The following is an 18,139-nucleotide window of genomic DNA, read 5'->3' as shown; positions in this document are numbered from 1 at the left end:
GGATCAGTTCACCTGCTGGTCGGGGTTGGCGGCCGCCACGCGCGTCGGCATGGCCGCCTCGAGGCGACGGGACATCGCGGCCAGGCGGTCCGGCTCCTCGGCGCCGAGATCGCGCGTCTCGCCCGGATCGCGGGCGAGGTCGAAGAGCTTCTTCTCGCCGCGCGACGTCGTGATGAGCTTCCAGCTGCCCTCGAACAGGACGCGGGTGGCGCGGTCGTAGAACTCGCCGTACTCGGCGACGAGGAACGGGTTGATGTCCTCTTCCGCGAAGCTGGGACGCTCGACGGTGCGGACGTCGCGGCCCTGCACGTCCTCGGGCACCGGCACGCCGGCGATCTCGAGGACGGTGGGAGTCACGTCGAGGTTCTGGACGTGGCGATCGGTGGTGCCCATCGGGCGATCGGCGCCGGGGAAGCGGACGATCATCGGGATGTGCAGCAGGCCCTCGTAGAGCATGCGTCCCATGTGGCCGACCTGGCCGTGGTCGCCGAGCAGCTCGCCGTGATCGGAGGTGACGATGATGAGGGCGTTGTCGAGGCGGCCGCGGGCGCGCAGGGCCTCGATGAGCTCGGCGAAGGCCTCGTCCATGGCCGCGACCTGGCCGTCGTAGTTGGCGGTGATGAAGCCGATCTCGTCCGCCGTGAAGTCCTTCACCTCGTGCGTATAGAGGTTGCGCTGCGCCAGCTCGTGGGCCTCGGGCAGCCCCCACACCCACTTGTCGTGCGGCGCCGGCGCGAGCCAGGGCTGATGCGGCTCCATGTAGTTGAGGAACATGAAGGCCGGGCGGCCCTTCGGGGCGACGTCGAGCCACTCGAGCGCGGCGGCGTTGATCTGGCGCGCCGAGCGGAAGGGCTTCAGGCAGAAGCCCGGGGCGAAGCGGCGGGCGAAGCGGATCGCGGCGGGCTCGAAGCGCAGCAGCAGCCCGGGGGCGTCGTCGTAGTGCTGGAAGCCCTGCGAGAGGCCGAAATCGCGGTAGAGGTAGGAGAAGTTGGCGATGAACGCCCCGGTGCTGTAGCCGCGGTCGCGCAGCAGCTCGGTGACGGTGGTCTTGTCGGGCTTCAGCGGGTAGGCGACGTTGCGGCGCCCGTCGATCGACTGCCCGCCGAGCCAGCCGCCGGCGAGGTGCGCGCCGTGCTTGTTCGGGTAGAGGCCCGTCAGCATCGAGGCGTGGCCGGGCAGCGTCCAGCCGGCGGTGGAGCGCGCCTGCGTGAAGACGAGGGCGTCCTTGGCGAACTCGGTGAGCCGCGGCGAGGTCTCGCGCTCGTAGCCGTAGAGCGAGAGGTGATCGGCGCGGGTGGTGTCGAACGAGACGAGGAAGACGTCGGGCGTCCCGGCCGGGGGCGGCACCGCCGTCACGAGCGTCTGCTCGAGCGGCGTCGTCGTGAGCGGACGGCCGAGCACGAAGGCCGCAACCAGTCCCGCGGTGAGCTCGACGCCGAGCCGCGCCGCGCGCGAGCGCAGGCCGAACGCGAGCAGCCGATCGACGAGCACGGCGAGCACCGGGACCGCCGCGACCACCAGCGGCAGCCGCATCCCGCGCAGCGCGGCGCGGACCTCCTGGCTGCCGATCTCGAGGATGACGAGCGCGGCGGTGGCGAGGAGACTCACGTGGACGAAGCCGAGGAGCCCGCCTGCGCCGCTGCCGAGGAGACGGATGCCGGCCGCGCAGGCGGCGACGGCGGCGACCACGTACACCGCTTCGGCGCCGTAGCCCGGCGGCGCGTACACGCGCAGCAGGCCGTAGAACGCGGCGATGCCGAGCGCGAGCGCCCCGCCCCGCAGCCCCGGCAGCGCGAGCCCGACGAGGAGCCCGGCCGCGGCCCCGAGGCCGAGGTCGAGCAGCGCGAGCTTCTGGATCACGCCGGCGGGCAGGAAGCTGCCCGCCGCCCAGCCCGCGACCGCTTCGATGGTGAACCAGAGCGCGCCGGCTACGAGGCCGAGCGCCGCGCCCCGCAGGGCGCCGCCGAGATGGCGTCGCACGTCCATCTCAGTCCCCCTGCCCGAAGCGGTAGATGACGTTGAAGGTCGGGCGGCGTCCCGCGAAGTGGGTGACGATGGCGAGCCCGATGCCGAGGAGGCCCCAGAAGAGGATCTGGATCGTGGGGTTGTAGAAGGCGTTGAAGTTGCTCATCGACAGCAGGAAGCCCACGCCGGACGAGAAGATCGCCCAGAGGACCAGCGAGAGACGGTCGTCGCGCACGATGCGGCTGCCGCGGTAGATGCCCGCGAGCGCCGCGCCGATGACCCACATCATGAGCGCCCAGCCGATGAAGCCGGTGCGCAGCACGAGCGTCAGGTGCATGTTCTCGTTGCGCATCGCCTCGGGCTCCTCGTCGGGGCCGCGGTTCACGTTGACCATGGCGACGGCGCCCTTGCCCGGGTCGGTGCCGATGAAGCCGCGCAGCGAGCGCGCCTCCTCCGAGACGGTGGCCGCGGTGACGGTCACCCGGCGCTGGAGCTCGGCGCCGACGTCGGTCGGCGAGAGGCGGAACGCGCCCGTCACCACGAGGACGGCGAGAAAGCCGATCGCCGCACCGAGGACGAGGCGGAACGAGCGCCGCGAGACGCGCCAGGTGAACAGCGCCGCCGTGACCCACAGCGCCAGGAGCGAGGTGCGGGTCTGGGTGAGGATCACCGCGACCAGCACGAGGGTGCTGCAGATGAGCCAGAAGTCGCGCTCCTCCCGCCGCTCGGCCGAGACCAGCTCGACGAGCACCAGCGGCAGGCCCAGCACCAGGTATGCGGCGAGCACGACCGGGCTCCCCAGCGTCGACACGACGCGCGGGATGCCGCCCGTGCCGTCCTCACTGCCGTGCGTCTGCAGGACGAGCTGCAGGATGCCGACGAGGGCGACCGAGACCGCGGCCAGCGCCACGAGGCGCGTGGCCCGGCGGGCGAACGACGCGTTCATGTCGCCGCTGACCACGAGCAGGAGCAGGAGGAAGCCCGAGGCACTGAAGTAGGCGACGTCGCGCAGGCGCGGGACGAGGTCGCCGCCGACCAGGCCGGCGAGGATCGAGAAGAGCAGGAAGCAGGCGATCGGCCGGTTGGTCGGGGTCTGGTAGAGATAGAGGCGGTGCGCCGGGATCTGCTGCACCAGCGCTGCCGCGGCGACCAGCAGGCCGAGGGCCTCGAAGGGCGAGAGGTGGAAGCCGCCGATCTCGAGCTCGAACGGCGAGCGGAAGATCGCCGGCACGAAGGACGCGCAGAGGAACACCAGCGCGAGCAGGAGGCCGAGCGTCAGCCAGCGGTTCGCGAGCTTCACGAACGTGCCGACGATGAGCTTCAGGTCGAGCCACAGATTGCGGTTGCGGATGTAGAGGATGTCGTAGCGCAGCTTGTCGCGCGGGTGCGTGAAGTAGCCGCCGCGCAGCTGCGCCAGGCCGGTCATGCCGGGGCGCACGGTGAAGCGCGCCGAGTAGCTCGGGATCTCGCGCAACGAGGTGGCGAGGAACACGGGACGGATCGGACGCGGACCGACCATGTTCATGTCGCCGCGGATCACGTTCCAGAGCTGCGGGATCTCGTCGAGCTTGGTCTTCTTGAGGAAGCGGCCGACCGGCGTGTAGAGCGGGTCGCCCGGGGTCAGCAGGCGCGCGCCGATGCGCTGCTCGGCGTCGACCAGGAGCGTGCGGAACTTGTAGATCGAGAACGGCGTCATGCCGCGCCCGATGCGGGTTCCCTTGTAGAGGACCGGCCCGCGGCTCGTGAGCTTGGTCGCAGCCGCGATGGCGAGCGCGACCGGAAGCGTCAGCAGCAGCCCGAACGCCGCCAGGGCGATCTGCCACCAGCGGCTCAGGCTCGAATCGGGCTTGAGCCCGAGATCGCGGGGAGCCCCGGCGGGCTCCGCGACCTTGATCTCCGTGGCTTCGAGGGCGATCACGTGCTGGTTCTCCGTTCCCTTGATCTGACGTCCGTTCACGCGGATGCCGCGGCGGCGCGGCGGGCGGCTGCCGTCCCGGTGCCGAGCACTTCGTCCTGCCACACCGAGAGCACGAGAAGCGTCCAGATGGCGCGGCTGTGGTCGCGCACGCGGCCGGTGTGCTCGTCGATCAGCCGCTGCACCGCGGCCGGTTGGAAGAGGCCCTGACGGCGCACGCGGTCCTCGCCGAGGACGTCGCGCGTGAACTCCCGCAGGTTGCCCGCGAGCCAGGCCGGCATCGGCACGTTGAAGCCGCGCTTCTTGCCCTGGAGCACCGACGCCGGCAGGCGGTCCTTCATGATGCGGCGCAGGAGCCACTTCGTGTTGAGCCCCTTCATGCGCAGCCGCGACGGCAGACGGCGCGAGAGCTCCATCATGCTGCGGTCGAGGAACGGCACGCGCGCCTCGAGCGAGTGCGCCATGCTCATGCGATCGACCTTCACGAGGATGTCCGCGGGGAGATAGAGCGCGGTGTCGACGTACTGGAGACGATCGAGGCCGTCGCCGGCGTCCTCGCGCCACAGCGACTCGAACAGGCGCGCGGTGGGCGTGATCCCGGGCTTGGGCGAGCCGTAGAGAGCGGCCTTCATGTCTTCGTCGAGGATCGTCTTCCACCACAGGTGCGCGCTCGCCGGCGGCAGGTACGCGCCCGTGGTGAAGCGCTTGGCCTTGTAGTCGAAGCTGACCTTTGCGTGCGAGACCGGCAGCAGGCGCGCCGCGGCGGGGATCAGCCCCGCACCGATCCAGCGCGGCAGGCGCGCGTAGGCCGAGGCGATCTTCCAGGCGCGATAGGTTTCGTAGCCGGCGAGCATCTCGTCCCCCCCCTCGCCGGAGAGGACGACGGTGACGTGACGGCGGGCGAGCTCGGAGACGTGGTAGACCGGGATCGCCGACGAATCGGCGAAGGGCTCGTCGAAGTGCTGCACGAGCTTCGGCAGCAGGCTGACGGCGTCGGGGCGGACGATCAGCTCGTGGTGCTGCGTGCCGTAGCGCGTGGCGACCTCGCGCGCCGTGTCGGCCTCGCTGAAGCTCTTCTCCTCGAAGCCGATCGTGAAGGTGCGGATCGGGCTGACGCCGAGCTCGGACATGAGCGCGACGATCGAGCCGGAATCGAGCCCGCCGGAGAGGAACACGCCGAGCGGCACGTCGCTCATGAGGTGGCTCCGGACCGCGCCCTCGAGCGTCGCCTCGAGCTCGGTCTCCCAGTCGGCGTCGCTGCGCTGCGCGTCGGCGGCGTGGCCGGCCAGCGTCCAGTACGGGACGGTGCGCACGGCGTCGGTCTTGCCGGGCTCGGCGATCAGGATGCAGCCGGCGGGGAGCTGCCAGACGCCGTCGAGGATGCTCGTCGGCCCGGCGACGTAGCCGAGGGTGAGGTAGTCGTGCAGCGCCTGGTGGTCGAGGCGCGGATCGAGCCCGCCGGCGAGGAGGCACTTCAGCTCCGAGCCCCAGGCGAGACGGTCGCCGATGCGGGTCAGGTACAGCGGCTTGATGCCCGTGCGGTCGCGTCCGAGGATCAGCCGATGCGCCTTCGCGTCCCAGATCGCGAACGCGAACATGCCGTCGAGGTGCTGCGCGACGTCGAGCCCCTTCTCCTCGTAGAGGTGGGCGATGACCTCGACGTCCGAGCGCGTCTTCAGGTGGTGTCCGCGCGCGAGCAGCTCCGCGGTGAGCGCCGGGGCGTTGTAGATCTCCCCGTTGCAGACGACCTGCACGCTGCCGTCCTCGTTGCCGAGCGGCTGCTGCCCGCCGGCGACGTCCATGATGGCGAGGCGTCGCATGCCGAGCGCGACCTCGGCGTTCGTGTACTCGCCGAACGAGTCCGGCCCGCGGTGCACCATGACGTCGTTCATGGCGCGGACCCGCTCGCGGCTGGGCCGCTCGCCGAGGGTCAGTCTGAGCTCACCTGCGATGCCACACATGATCTGCGGTCCTAGGCTGCGAGTCGCTGTCGCTCGAGGGCTGCGGCCAGCTCGACCACCGGGCCGAGCCGCGGAGAGACGCCGAGTCGCGGGAGCAAGAACGGATCCGCGCCGGGGCGGAGCGCGCCGGGGCGCGACGTCGTGGCGGATTTGAACCCGCCCCGCTTGAGGATCGCCGCGACCTCGGGGCCGAAGTAGCGGTGCGCGCCGCCGGTGTTCGGGTAGCAGAAGTGGCACACCTGTGCGCCCGTGATGGCTGCGAGCGTGTCGCGCGACGTCATGATGTCCGCTTCGGCGTCGGCGGGATCGGCGAGCGCGACGTTCGAGTGCGTCACGGTGTGCGCGCCGATCGTCCAGCCGGCGGCCGCCAGCTCACGAATCTGCGTGCGCGTCAGCATGGTGCCTGCGAGGAGCCGGCGGAGGTCGACGCCGGCACCTGCCGCGGTCGCCGCGAGCAACGCCTCGCGCTCCGGCGCCGTGAGCGGCACCAGCGCGCGCGTGAGCGCCTTGATGGCCGGTCCCCGCTCCGACGGCGCACCCAACGGGATCGGCTCGCGTCCCGGCATCTCGAGGGCCGGACCTTCGGCCCGGATCGCGAGGGCGCGTACCGCGCCTACCCAGAACGGCACGCCGTCGTCGATGCCGCCGGTCGCGACGTACACGGCGGCGGGCAGCCGGAGCTCGCGCAGGATCGGCAGCCCGAGGTGGTAGTTGTCGGCGTAGCCGTCGTCGAAGGTGATGGCGAGGGCTCGGGGCGGCAGCTTGCCGCCGGCGGCGAGGGCGGCGACGATCTCGTCGAGGGTGACGACACGGTACGCGCGCTTCACGAAGCCCATCTGCAGGCGGAACAGCGGCGCCGGGAGGCAGATGTCGGGGGCCGCGTAGGGCACGTCGCGCCCGTCGGGCGTCAGCGCGTGGTAGCGCAGGATGACGCCGCGCACCCGCTGCCGCGCCAGGCGGGCCAGCGACAGCAGGCCCGAGTGCCACAGCAGGCGCTTCACCAGGGGGCCGCTCATCGGCCCGTTTCCCAGACCACGTTGCGCTCGCCGCGCGCGAGGCGCGTGAGCGCGATCAGCGGCGCAAGGTTCACGACGCAGAAGTAGAGCGGGACGAAGAGCCCGGGGACGCGGATGCGCAGGCGCTCGAGCGCGAAGCCGAGGAGCCCCGAGCCGTAGACGGCGAGCTGCCCGAGGAACGCCAGCCGATAGGACGCGCCCTCGCCCGCCAGCGCCGCGCTCGCGAGGAAGAGGACGATCAGGAACACCGGGATCAGCCAGCGCAGCACGCGGTGGGACCACAGCTCGATCGCGAACCAGGGATGCCGGAGCGGGTTCAGCAGCGCCGGCATGTGGAAGGCGCCGCGCAGGCCGCGGGTGATGATGCGCGCCCGGCGGTTGAGCTCCTCGCCGAGGCTGACCGACTCTACGGGCTCGAAGGCCAGCGCCTCGGGCTCGAGCACGGTCCGCCAGCCGCGCTCCGTCACCTTGCCGGGTTGGATGAAGTCGCTGATGGCGGCGCGGTCGAGCGGGACGTAGAGCGACTTCCGCATCGCGTAGACGCACCCGGCGACGCCGATGATCGAGTGCACCTGGCTCTCCCAGATGCGCAGCTGCCGCTCGTAGGACCAGAAGAGCGCGCGCCCCTCGGCCGACGTGTTGCGCGGCTCCTTCTCGTAGTGCAGGTCGCCGCCCACGCAGCCGACGCACGGGTCGGCGAAGTTCTCGACCATCGCCCGGATGGTCGTCGGCGTGTAGACGGTGGTGACGTCGGAGAAGACGAGGATCTCGCCGACCGCCTGCGTGACCGCGAAGTTCTGCGCCACGGTTTTGCCGCCACGCCCCTCGACCCGCAGCAGGCGCACGCGCGGCGCGAACTCGCGCACGATGTCGTCGGTGGCGTCGGTCGAGCCGTCGGAGGCGACGATGATCTCGAGGCGGTCGGCCGGGTAGTCGGCGGCGGTGACCTCCTCCAGCTTGCGGCGGATGTCGCGCTCCTCGTTGTAGGCGCAGATGACGAGCGAGACCATCGGCTCGATCGGCGCCTTCGCCACGGGCTTGCGGCGCAAGCGGGCGACGAGGCCGAGGAACACGGGATAGCCGGCGTAGACCCACACGATGGTGAGCAGCGCCGCGACGAAGAGGACCGTCGCCATCAGACCCGCTCCCGCAGGGCCAGGAGCGGTGCGCGCAGCCGCTGCCAGCCGCCGTTGCCGAGGCAGGCCTTGGCGGCGTTCTTCGCCGCCTCGATGGCCTGCATCCGCCAGAGCGACCGCGGCTCGGCGTTGACGATGGCGGTGAACTCGTCGGGCTCCATGCCGCGGCGGACTGCGACCCGCGGCATGCGCAGCGGCCGGGCGCCCGGATACCACCATCCCACCCGGCTGGTGCAGAACACGCGGTAGCCGAGCTCGCCGAGCACGTCCTCGAACTGCGGCGGCTCCCAGCCGCGCGGCAGCGACGCGGAGCGCACGGCCTGCCCGAGACGATCCTCGATGGCCCGTTTCGAGTCGCCGAACTCACGCCGCACGCCGGCGGCGTCGAGGTCGTGCAGGAACGGATGGGTCATCGAATGGCTGCCGATCTCCATGCCGCCCGCGACCATCTCGCGCAGCTCGCGCCAGGTGACGTAGCCCGCGGTCTCGACCAGCGTCGGCACGACGAAGAACGTGGCTCGCATGCCGAGCTCGGACAGCACCGGGAAGGCCTCGCGGTAGTCGCTCGCGCAGCCGTCGTCGAAGGTGAGCGCGAAGAAGCCGCCGCCGAGCTCGGCCGGCACCTGCGACACCGGCACCGCACGCCGGCCGCCGTCGATGGTCGCCATGAGGAGGGCGCGGAACTCGGCGGGCGTCAGCGCGTACGGCCGGTGTGTGACCGGGACCTCGGGGATGCGCTCGGCCGGCACGATGTCGTGCAGGCAGAACACCGCGGCGCGCGGCCTCATGCGGCCCTCCGGCGTCCGCCCCGTGCTGCGAGCCGCTCCGCGTAGAGCGCTTCGAGCCGCGACACCTGGGCGGCGGCGCTCCAGTGGGCGGTGGCGTGGGCGCGCGCCGCCGCGCCGAGCCCCCCGGCGGCGGCAGGATCGGCCAGCAGATCGCGGATCGCGTCGGCCAGCGCCGGAGCGTCGTCGGGCGGCACCAACCGGCCCAACCGTCCGCCCGCGAGCACCTCGGGATTGCCGCCGACGGCGGTGGCGACGACGGGGCGTGCCGCCGCCATCGCCTCCATGAGCGCGTTCGACATCCCCTCCTCGCGCGACGGGAGGACGAAGACGTCGGTCGCCGCCAGCGCGGGGCGCACGTCGGCGAGCGTGCCGGCGAAGTGGACGCTCGCGGCGACGCCGAGCTCGCGTGCCTGTGCCGCGAGGGCGTTGCGCAGCGGGCCGTCGCCCACGATGAGGATCTGCGGCGGCCGCTCCCCCGCCGTCGCGAGCAGTGGGCGCGTGGCGGCGACGAGGACGTCCTGCCCCTTGCGCCCTTCGAGCCGCCCGACGGTCGCCACCACCGGTCGCTCGCGATCGAGGCCGAGCGCGGCGCGCGCGGCCGGGTCCGGGGGGCCGACGTCGAAGTGGTCCACCTCGACGCCGTTCTGGAGCAGCATCCAGCGCGCCCGCATGCCCTGCGCTTCGCCCTCGTTGCGGAGCACATCGGCGTTCACGATCACGGTGTCGACGCGCCGGGCGATGCGGCGCCAGGCGTGGCGCGCGCGCGAGTCGTCGCCGGTGAGGCTGCGCTTGCTCGCCAGCATGAGCCGCGCGCCCGCGAGCCGTCCGACGACGGTCCCGATCAGCGCCGGCCGCCACTGGTAGCCGTGCACCACGTCGACGCGTGCGCGGCGCAGCGCCCGGGCGCCGCGCAGCACGCCGCGCACGGAGCTCGGCGCCCCGAGCCGGGTGCCCATGCCGAGGCACATCACCGGTACGCCCGCGGCGCGCAGCTCGCCCTCGATCTCGCCGCCGGGTTTCAGGGTGACCACCACGGGCTCGAAACGCCGGCGGTCGAGCAGCGCCAGGATCTGCTGGAGGTGGCGCTGGGTACCGCCGGTGGCGAGCAGCGGCGCGAAGAAGGCGATGCGGATGGTCACGCCACGGCCCTCGTGCCGATGCGTCGCTGGCCGGGGCGCTGCACGATGGTCGTCTCATGCACCGCCGGCAGGCTCTCGACGTACTGGCGCATCGTGATCACGAGGCCGAGCAGCACGTAGGTGATCGGGTTCAGCCACAAGTCGGCGAACCCCGAGAAGAAGAAGTACAAGATGAAGAGCACCCGCACCGCTTGCGCCCACGCCGCGATCTCCTGATCGCGGTGGGCGAGGCGTTTGATGGTGCGCAGGTCTTTCCAGGTCACCCAGAACAGCCAGAGGTAGGCTGCCAGTACGAAGATGCCGCCCTCCGACATGGCCCAGAGATACGAGTTGTGCGGGGGGCGAAAATAGCTGTCGAGGTACACCTGGCGTGACACCTCGCGGAAGTTTCCGAGGCCGATCCCGAAGAGCGGATAGTCCATCGAGATCTGCCACGCGCGCTCGAGGGTCTCCTCGCGCATCTTGTTCGACGAGGCGCCGATCTCGCCCTTCTCGGGATTGAACGTCGTCATGCGCGTCCAGCTCTCGGCGGGCACCATCGTGGCGACGGCGAAGGCGCCCGCCGCAATGAGGAGGCCGATGTGGAACGTCGGCACGCGATAGCTGCGCGGCCCGGTCTGCAGAAGCACGCCGAGCAGGCCCAGCCCGAGCAGCCCGCTGCGGGACCCGGTCGCGAGGAGCACCATGACGGAGGCGCCCATGGCCGCCGCGGCAAGCATGCGGCGGAACGAGCCGGGCCGGGAGTGCGCCCAGAACCACCAGCAGGCGACCTCCATGAGGCAGATCATGGCGAGGCGGTTCGGATTGGCGCCCGCGGTCACGCTGGCCGCGGCGCGAAAGCCGCGGTTCAGGTTGCCGCTGGCCCAGTTCAAGAGCGCCGACGGCACCGCCGCGAAGAGCGCGAGCATGAAGACGACGAAGACGACCTTGATGTCGGAGCGGCTGCGCACGAACACGCAGAAGAAGATCAGGAAGACCAGGCGGGCGACGAAGTTGTGGCCCATGTCGCTGGTCTTATCGATGATCTTCCCGCGCCCGCGCGTCTGCGTCAGCAGCGGGAAGTTCCAGTCGGCGACGAAGTAGCCGATGATGAGCAGCGCCCCGATCAGCAGCAGGATGCGGACCTGCTTGACCTTGAGGAACGACAGATCGCGGGTCTCGAGGATGCGCAGCCCGAGCAAGGCCACGAAGCACAGCCCGAGCAGGTTGTTGATCGTGAGGAAGCCGAGGGTCTGCAGCAGCGTCGGATAGGCGGCGAGCAGGAAGGCCGCGGTCATGACCGCGATACCCACGACCGGGCGGACGAAGAGGAAGCCGGCGAGGCTCAGCGCGAGCCAGCCCGCCGTGATGATGACCTCTTTGTTGAGATAAGTGCCCGCCACCGTCATGGCGGCGATCAACGGGAACGCCAGCGCAGCGATCAGACGAAGGATCGCCGGCGTGCCGGCGGGCGAGCGGCCAGCGGCGGCGGACACGGGCATGCTATGGGCGGGCACCGGCAGAGGTGCCGGCGCGCCTCAGAGCATCTCCTCGAGGAAGGCGGGGATGTAGTTGCGACGCCGGTTCAACACCGAGCCCACGAAGCGCACGCCGGAGCGCTCGAGCGTGCGTCGCGCGCGCTCCACCTCGGGGATGCGCGTGGCGTCGGCCTCGATCACGATGATGGCGGCGTCGAGGCGCGGCCCGATGATGAGCGAGTCGCCGTAGACGTTCACCGGCGGCAGATCGAAGATCACGAAGTCGAAGTGCTCGCGCAGCTGCGTGAGCGCGGTCGCGAAGCCGGGGGCGTCGAAGATCGCCGACGGCGACTGGTCACTGTGTCCGCACCCGATGGCGAACAGCTGCGGGATCGGCGTGGCCTGGGCGACCTCGGCGAGCGTGTGCTCGCCGCGCACGAGCTCGGCGAGCCCGCCGTTGCGCTTGATGCCGAACGCGGTCTCGAAGCCCGGCGAACGGAAGTTCGCCTCGACCACCGCGACGCGGCCGCCGCGACGTCGCACGAGGATGGACGACAGCACCGCGGCCGTCGTCGTGGTGCCCTCGCCGTGGCGCGACGCGACCATGCCCAGCAGCTTCGGCGGCGCCTCCACCTCGATGCCGGGGCCGACGAGGAGGTTGGTGCCGAGGCGCTGGTAGGCCTCCTCGGCATCGGGGGCGAGCTCGAAGTTCACCACCGGCCCGCCGTTGCGCCCGCGCCGAGGTCCGTTGCCCTGGAACAGCCACTGGATCGCATCCTGCCAGCCGCGGCGCTTGCCGTTGCCGTGGCCGTTGGCGTGATGGCCGTTGCCATTCCCGTTGCCGTTACCGTTGCCATGACCGTTCCCGTGACCGTTGGTCTCGGTGGCGCCGTGGCGTTCGGCTTCGAGCTTCTTCAGGGCTTCGTAGATCTTGCTCATCTGTGGGGCCTCCGGTGTCAGGCGCTCGCGAGATCGGGGGCGGTCTCGAGATCGGGGATCACGGCGAGCACCGGGAGCTCGAGGTAGCGCTCGACCTCTTCCTCGAAGCGCAGGCGCCGGTTCATGTACTCGACGGCGACCGCCATCGCGGTGGCGAGACCGAGACCGCCCACGAGACCGAGGAGGAGCGGCAGCAGCAGGCCGTTCTCCGGTTCGAGGGGCGGATTGGCGTGCTCGACCACGCTCACGTTGACCATGCTCTGGTCGGTCATGGCCTCGGTGATGCGGGCCTCCTCGTGCTTCTTCCAATAGAGGTCGTAGGCGTACTTCTTCTGCTCGGCCTGCTGCTGGAGGTTCGCGATCACGAAGCGACGATCCCGCAGCTTGTGGAGCCGCTTCTGCGTCGCCGCGAGGCGGCGGCGCATGGCGGGCTCGCGTGCCCTCGCGTCGGCGTAGAGGGTCTCGAGCGACATGAGGTTGCGCTGGAGCTCGGTGTGCAGGTCGTTGCTGCGCACCGTCTCCTTGCCGAGGATGCTGCTCTGCTCGCCCCGGATGCGGCTCTTCAGGCTGCCGATGCGGGCCTCGACGTCCTGCACCTCCCGCGAGCCCGGCTGGTAGCGTTGCAGCAGATCGAAGCGCTCGACCTCGAGCTTCGTGAGCTCGCCCTTCAGCGCCACGGCCGTGGGGTTCGAGGTGAACTCCTGCGAGAACGCGACCTGGGGCGGCGTCTTGGCGAGGTTTCCCTTGACGTGCTCCATCTTGCGCTCGATCGCCTTGATCTTGGCCCGGTGGGCCCGGTACCCCTTCTCCTGCTGAACCGCGTCGTTCGAGAGCAGCTTGATCTCCTGCTCGACATCGACGACGTCGTTCTTCTTGAGGTAGGCGCGGAGCTTCTCCTGCGCCTCCTTCATCTGCACTTCGAGGATGCGCAACTGCTCGTTGTAGAACGAGTACAGCCCCTCGCGACGGTACACCTTGTTGTGGTGGTTGATGTAGACGTCGGTGATCGCGTTCACCATGCGCGCAGCCCGCTCGGGATTCTTCCCGATGAAGCTGATCTGGAGCATGTTGGTGCCCGGCGTCTGCGACACCACGAGCCCGCGGCGGAGCCCGTCGACCAGCTCCGCCATGCTGACGCCCGCCTCCGGCTTCACCCCGAGCTGCTGCACGGCCTGCTCGACGACCTGGTAGCTCTTCACGATGTCGGCTTCCGTCTTCACCACCTCCTGGTTGAGCGGGAGGTTGATGCTGCGCGACGGAGCTTCGGCCGGTGCGAGCTGGACCGTCTCACCCAGCTTCACGAGCACCTTCGAGCTCGCGAGCCATACGCGCGGGCGCATGAACGCGGCGATCGTCGAGCCGATGAAGACGAGCGCGAAGACGCCGAGCACGAGGCGCCGGTGCTTGAAGACGGCGTACAGGAAGCTGCGCGCGGCGAGCGTGGTGGCGGGCGTCCCGGACGGGTTCGCCGGGAGTAGGGTCGTCTCTGCGGGGAGGTTCTGGAGGGTGGCCATGGGGGGTCCTCTGCCTGGCGTGTGCGGGCCTAGTTACCCGACAAGGAGTAGCCCACGCCGACGCGGGGCAGGACGGGGATGAGCCCCCGCACGTAGAGGTCGACGACGTTGATCATCTCGCCGACCGTCGACGGCGGCACGTAGACGATGTCGTTGGGCCGCAGGCGCACGCGCTCCGGCACGCCCTCGTCCACGACCTGCTCCATGTTGACGCGCGCGGCGCTGAACGTGCCGCCCGCCTGCGGCGTCAGGAGGAGGACGCCGTCGAGCTTGGCGGTGCGGCGGAAATCGCCCGCCTGGAGAACCGCCTGGAGGACCGTCATGTCGTTGCGCAGGGTGACGTAGCCAGGCTTGCCGACCTCGCCGCCGATGTAGACGCGCTGCTCACCGACCTTGGTGACGACCACCGTGACCACCGGATTGCGCAAGCGGTCGGAGGACTTGTCGACGATGGCGGTCTCGAGCTGCGCCGGCGTCATACCGACCACCTCGATCTGGCCGGTCGCGCCGAGGGAGATGCGCCCGTCCGGACGCACCGGCAGCTGCTCGTTCATCTCGGGGTGGTGCAGGAAGCGGACGTGGAGCTCGTCGCCGACCTGGATGCGGTAGTCGGGGCCGACCTCCGGAACGGGCGCCGGACCGAGAGCGGCGATGTCGCCCGGGGCCACGTTCGCGCCGGGCGGAACCGAGCTGCGCTTGGAGCTGCACCCGGTGACCAGGAGGCAGGCCACGCCGGCAGCGACGAGCAGCATTCGCGCGGAGACACGGGGGGACATCGCGGATTCCGTCGAGGTTGGCGTATAGCGCCGACGATCCCGGTTTCCTAGCGTTTTCATCGTCATGTGAACCTTTCGGTGCGCTCGCGTTCCCCGCTGTCGGTGCCGGCGTGCCGGGCCGCCCTCACCTGCCCCCACCTGGTCCGCCCGAAGCCGCTGCCGGCGGCGGCAGTGCTGCCCGGGTTCTCGCCACGGTCGCGACGCCCTGGAGAAACTGGCGAGGGCGTGCGAAGGTCCAGCGCATCTTGGCCTGCGGGTGTGCAATTTCAATGCCACGCCACATCGCGCCATGACGGGAAAGCCGTTGATTTCTCGACGCTTTCGACCCTCGCGCAAACGCAGAGGAATCGCTCGATGCCTCGCACTGATGCGGCGTCCGTGCACGATCGCACCGCCCCGTCCGGACGGGCGCCGGCGGCACATGGGCCGGAGCCGCCCGCCGCGCGCGCACATCGGATCGTGCGATGGCGCACGATCCAGGTCACACCTCTCGTCATGGCGCATCAATCCGTGCATCACTGCAAGGCAGTTGCCGCATCGGCGCGATGTGCGCGGGCGAGAGACGCCCGCGCGGAGACGGCGCCGATCGGCCGCGTCAGCCGACGGCCTCGGCGGCGTCGAGCTTCCCGCCCCGCAGGCGGTAGTCCTCGCGCCGGAGACCGTGGAGCTTCATCTTGCGGTGCAGCGTCGCCGCATCGACGAGTGCGTGCTTGGCCGTGAGGTTGATGCCGCCGCGGTACTTGCGCAGGACGCGGGTCAGGTAATCCTTCTCCGCGCGCCGCAGATACTCCTTCAGCGGAACCTCGTAGTCGTAGCCGGACTGGCGTCCGGTGCCGTTCGCGGTCTCACGGCCCACGCTCGAGTGCCCGGGCAGATCGACCTCGCGGATCACCGATCCGCTCGTGCGCAGGATGGCGCGCTCGATGACGTTTCCCAGCTCGCGCACGTTGCCCGGCCACGAGTAGCTCATGAGCTGCGAGAGCGCCTTGTTCGAGAGGCGGTTGATGCCCTTCTCGCGCGCCATCTCGCTGTTGCGCAGGAACTCGCCGACCAGCAGCGGGATGTCCTCGATGCGCTCGCGCAGCGGCGGGATGCGCAGGGGCACGACGTTGATGCGGTAGTAGAAGTCCTCGCGCATCCGGCCTTCGGCCACCGCCTGCGCCAGGTCCATGTTGGTGGCGCAGATGATCCGCATGTTGACCTTGATGCGGCGGTTCGAGCCGAGCTTCTCGACCTCGCGCTCCTCGAGGACGCGCAGCAGCTTCAGCTGCATGTTGAGCGAGATCGACTCGATCTCGTCGAGGAACAGCGTGCCGCCGCTCGACAGCTCGATCTTGCCGACGCGGTCGTGCACGGCGCCGGTGAACGCGCCGCGCTCGTAGCCGAAGAGCTCGGACTCGAGCAGCGTGTCGGGGAACGCCGCGCAGTTGATGGCGACGAAGCGGCCGTTCTTGCGCTTGCCCTGATAGTGGATGGCGCGCGCGGCGAGCTCCTTGCCGGTGCCGGACTCGCCGTAGATGAGGACCGTGGCGTCGTTCTGCGCCAGCACCGAGATCGTCTCGAAGATCTCGTGCATGACGCGGTTGCGGCTCACCATGTTCGCGAACGAGTAACGATCGGAGAGCTGGCTGCGGAGGTAGTTGATCTCGTCGAGCAGCCGCCGCTTCTCGAGGATCTTCTCGGTCGCGAGGAGGATCTCCTCCTTCTGGAACGGCTTCGTGATGTAGTCGCTCGCGCCCTGCTTGATCGCCTCGACCGCGCCTTTGATGCTCGCGTAGCCGGTGATCATGATGACGTCGAGATCGGGCCAGCGGTCTTTGATCTCGCGGGTGAGGCCGATGCCGTCGGTACCCGGGATCTTGAGATCGACGACGGCCAGAGCGAAGTCGTGCTCGCCGAGCAGGCGCAGCGCCTCGGTGGAGTTGGGCGCGCACGACACGGCGTAGCGCTGCGAGACGTAGAGCTCTTCGAGCTGGCGACAGATGAAGGGGTCGTCGTCGACGATGAGGATGCGGGTTTCCATTCGGGGTCCTCGAATCTAGGCGTGAAACGGCAGGAAGACGACGATGCGTCGCTCGTCCTGCCCGGCGTCGTGCTCCGTGAGCGCCCCACCGTGCAGGGCCACCACCCGCTCCGCCACCGCCCATTCGATCCCCGCCGCCGCCGTCTGGAACAGCGACGTGGTGTTGCCCGGTGTTGCCAGTGCGAACGCGACCTCGAGTCCGATTCGTCCGCCCTGCTCGACCTCGGCGAGACTGACGCGCAGGCGGCTGCCAGGCGCCGCCTGCTCGGCCAGGCGCCGCATCGCGAGCAGGAACACCGGCGGCAGTCGCACGGGATCGACGACGACCGTGTGTCCCTCCCACGCACCCGGGTCGGTGACCGTGAGCGAGATGCCGTCGGCTTGCGCGCGCAGCTGCCCGAGGACGCCCGCGACCAGCTCGGTCACGGAGAGGCTCATCGGCGTGAGGGTGATCGGACGGAAGAAGTCGAGCGTGGTGCGAAGGAACTCCTCCAGGTTGTGCACCGTGCGCCCCAGCATCTGGGTGGCCGTGGTGTCGCCGCCATGGCCGGCGCGGCGCTCCTGGAGGTACTCGGCCCAGTAGTAGAGCTTGTGGAAGAAGTTCCCCAGCTCGTGTCCCACTTCCGCGAGCACCCGCTCCTGCACCGCCGCCGGCGGCGCCGTCTCACTGCGGGCCGCGAGCGGTCGCGCCGGACCGTGCGCGGGTGCAGGTGCGGGCGTGTCGCTCTGCGATTGCGCCGCTGCGGTGACGTCGTCGCGCATCGGCGCGACGTCGGATGCAACACCGCGCGACGCCACCGTCTTCCGGTAGGTCGAGCGACGGGAACGACTGGAGGCAAGCTCGCGCGGCATGCGCGTGGGGCTCGTCCCGGGATGGCGACGAGGAGCCCCGAGTGTAGGCCCGGATGCCTCACGCTTGCAAGCACGAATCGCGCATCCGTGCGGCGCACGGCGCTCGCTGTGGCGCTCGCGCAAGCCCGCCGCCCGGTGGCGGCGAGCGCATGCGGGCTCAGCTTCCGGGCGCGGCGCCGAGCGGGCGGGCGTCGAACGTGAGCTTCAGGTGGTGCACCCGCTTCAGCTGGTAGTCCATCTTGAGGAGCGCCTCGATGACGCCTTTGATCTCCCCGGTCATGCGATCGATCTCGGCATAGGACACGCGCTCGAGCTCGCGGCGAACCTGCTCGTAGAGGTTGAGCAGGCTGCCGAGCCCGCCGGCCGCAGCGAAGCGACGGTCGATGTCTTCGTAGGAGGTGAGGATGCGATCCAGCACCTCGCGGACGGTGTCGTTGCCGGACGAGTCGTGCACGAGCGGTTTGCCCCTCCTGGGCGCAGCTTGGCGTCGAGCAAGTCGGATGCCACGCGCGCAGGTGATTCGCCAGCCGGGACGGGCGTTCTCGACGTCCGCCTGCACGCAGATGCCTTGCGGACATGCACGACCGCTCGCGCGCGCTGCGAGCGCGCAACAACTGCCGGCATGTTCCTGCGCGTCACCCGCGGGCGGTGCCGCACT

Annotated in this window: 14 protein-coding genes; all 14 read right to left on the bottom strand. The window is 70.4% G+C overall.

Annotated features, from left to right (window positions below; genetic code table 11):
• Nucleotides 1–3: 3 nt before the first annotated feature.
• Nucleotides 4–1,980: a sulfatase gene (locus tag KIT14_14380; protein MCW5891719.1), complete on the bottom strand. Its 1,977-nt coding sequence runs from the start codon at nucleotides 1,978–1,980 to the stop codon at nucleotides 4–6.
• Nucleotides 1,981–1,987: 7 nt separating this feature from the next.
• Nucleotides 1,988–3,922: a sugar transferase gene (locus KIT14_14375; protein ID MCW5891718.1), complete on the bottom strand. Its 1,935-nt coding sequence runs from the start codon at nucleotides 3,920–3,922 to the stop codon at nucleotides 1,988–1,990.
• The gene (asnB, locus tag KIT14_14370) at nucleotides 3,919–5,841 is read right to left on the bottom strand and encodes an asparagine synthase (glutamine-hydrolyzing) (protein MCW5891717.1); all 1,923 of its coding nucleotides are present in this window, start codon (nucleotides 5,839–5,841) and stop codon (nucleotides 3,919–3,921) included. Before asnB ends, KIT14_14375 begins: the two co-directional genes overlap by 4 nt.
• 11 nt (nucleotides 5,842–5,852) lie before the next feature.
• Nucleotides 5,853–6,857, bottom strand: a complete 1,005-nt coding sequence (locus KIT14_14365) for a polysaccharide deacetylase family protein (GenBank protein ID MCW5891716.1) — start codon at nucleotides 6,855–6,857, stop codon at nucleotides 5,853–5,855.
• A complete protein-coding gene (locus KIT14_14360; GenBank protein ID MCW5891715.1) occupies nucleotides 6,854–7,993 on the bottom strand; it encodes a glycosyltransferase family 2 protein in 1,140 nt (379 codons plus the stop codon). Before KIT14_14360 ends, KIT14_14365 begins: the two co-directional genes overlap by 4 nt.
• Complete coding sequence (locus KIT14_14355) at nucleotides 7,993–8,781, bottom strand: polysaccharide deacetylase family protein (protein ID MCW5891714.1); 789 nt, start codon at nucleotides 8,779–8,781, stop codon at nucleotides 7,993–7,995. Before KIT14_14355 ends, KIT14_14360 begins: the two co-directional genes overlap by 1 nt.
• Nucleotides 8,778–9,920 (bottom strand): glycosyltransferase, encoded by a 1,143-nt coding sequence (locus KIT14_14350; protein ID MCW5891713.1) that lies wholly within the window; start codon nucleotides 9,918–9,920, stop codon nucleotides 8,778–8,780. The genes KIT14_14355 and KIT14_14350 overlap by 4 nt, the downstream gene beginning before the upstream one ends.
• Nucleotides 9,917–11,395 carry an O-antigen ligase family protein gene (locus KIT14_14345; protein MCW5891712.1) on the bottom strand — a complete coding sequence of 493 codons (1,479 nt, stop codon included), beginning with the start codon at nucleotides 11,393–11,395 and terminating at the stop codon, nucleotides 9,917–9,919. Before KIT14_14345 ends, KIT14_14350 begins: the two co-directional genes overlap by 4 nt.
• A 42-nt stretch (nucleotides 11,396–11,437) precedes the next feature.
• Nucleotides 11,438–12,316, bottom strand: a complete 879-nt coding sequence (locus tag KIT14_14340) for a CpsD/CapB family tyrosine-protein kinase (protein ID MCW5891711.1) — start codon at nucleotides 12,314–12,316, stop codon at nucleotides 11,438–11,440.
• Between the two features lie 17 nt (nucleotides 12,317–12,333).
• Nucleotides 12,334–13,830 (bottom strand): hypothetical protein, encoded by a 1,497-nt coding sequence (locus KIT14_14335; GenBank protein MCW5891710.1) that lies wholly within the window; start codon nucleotides 13,828–13,830, stop codon nucleotides 12,334–12,336.
• Between the two features lie 29 nt (nucleotides 13,831–13,859).
• Nucleotides 13,860–14,582 carry a polysaccharide biosynthesis/export family protein gene (locus KIT14_14330; GenBank protein ID MCW5891709.1) on the bottom strand — a complete coding sequence of 241 codons (723 nt, stop codon included), beginning with the start codon at nucleotides 14,580–14,582 and terminating at the stop codon, nucleotides 13,860–13,862.
• A 619-nt stretch (nucleotides 14,583–15,201) separates the two neighbouring features.
• On the bottom strand, nucleotides 15,202–16,629 hold the full coding sequence (locus tag KIT14_14325; GenBank protein MCW5891708.1) for a sigma-54-dependent Fis family transcriptional regulator: 1,428 nt from the start codon (nucleotides 16,627–16,629) through the stop codon (nucleotides 15,202–15,204).
• Between the two features lie 15 nt (nucleotides 16,630–16,644).
• Entirely contained in the window at nucleotides 16,645–17,391 is a 747-nt protein-coding gene (locus tag KIT14_14320; GenBank protein ID MCW5891707.1) for a HAMP domain-containing histidine kinase, read from the bottom strand.
• Nucleotides 17,392–17,638: 247 nt separating this feature from the next.
• Nucleotides 17,639–17,935 (bottom strand): hypothetical protein, encoded by a 297-nt coding sequence (locus KIT14_14315; GenBank protein MCW5891706.1) that lies wholly within the window; start codon nucleotides 17,933–17,935, stop codon nucleotides 17,639–17,641.
• Nucleotides 17,936–18,139 lie beyond the last annotated feature (204 nt).

This window comes from bacterium, from assembly GCA_026129405.1.
GTDB lineage: Bacteria > Desulfobacterota > Binatia > DP-6 > DP-6 > JAHCID01.
This window is presented reverse-complemented; position numbering and strand designations above follow the sequence as displayed.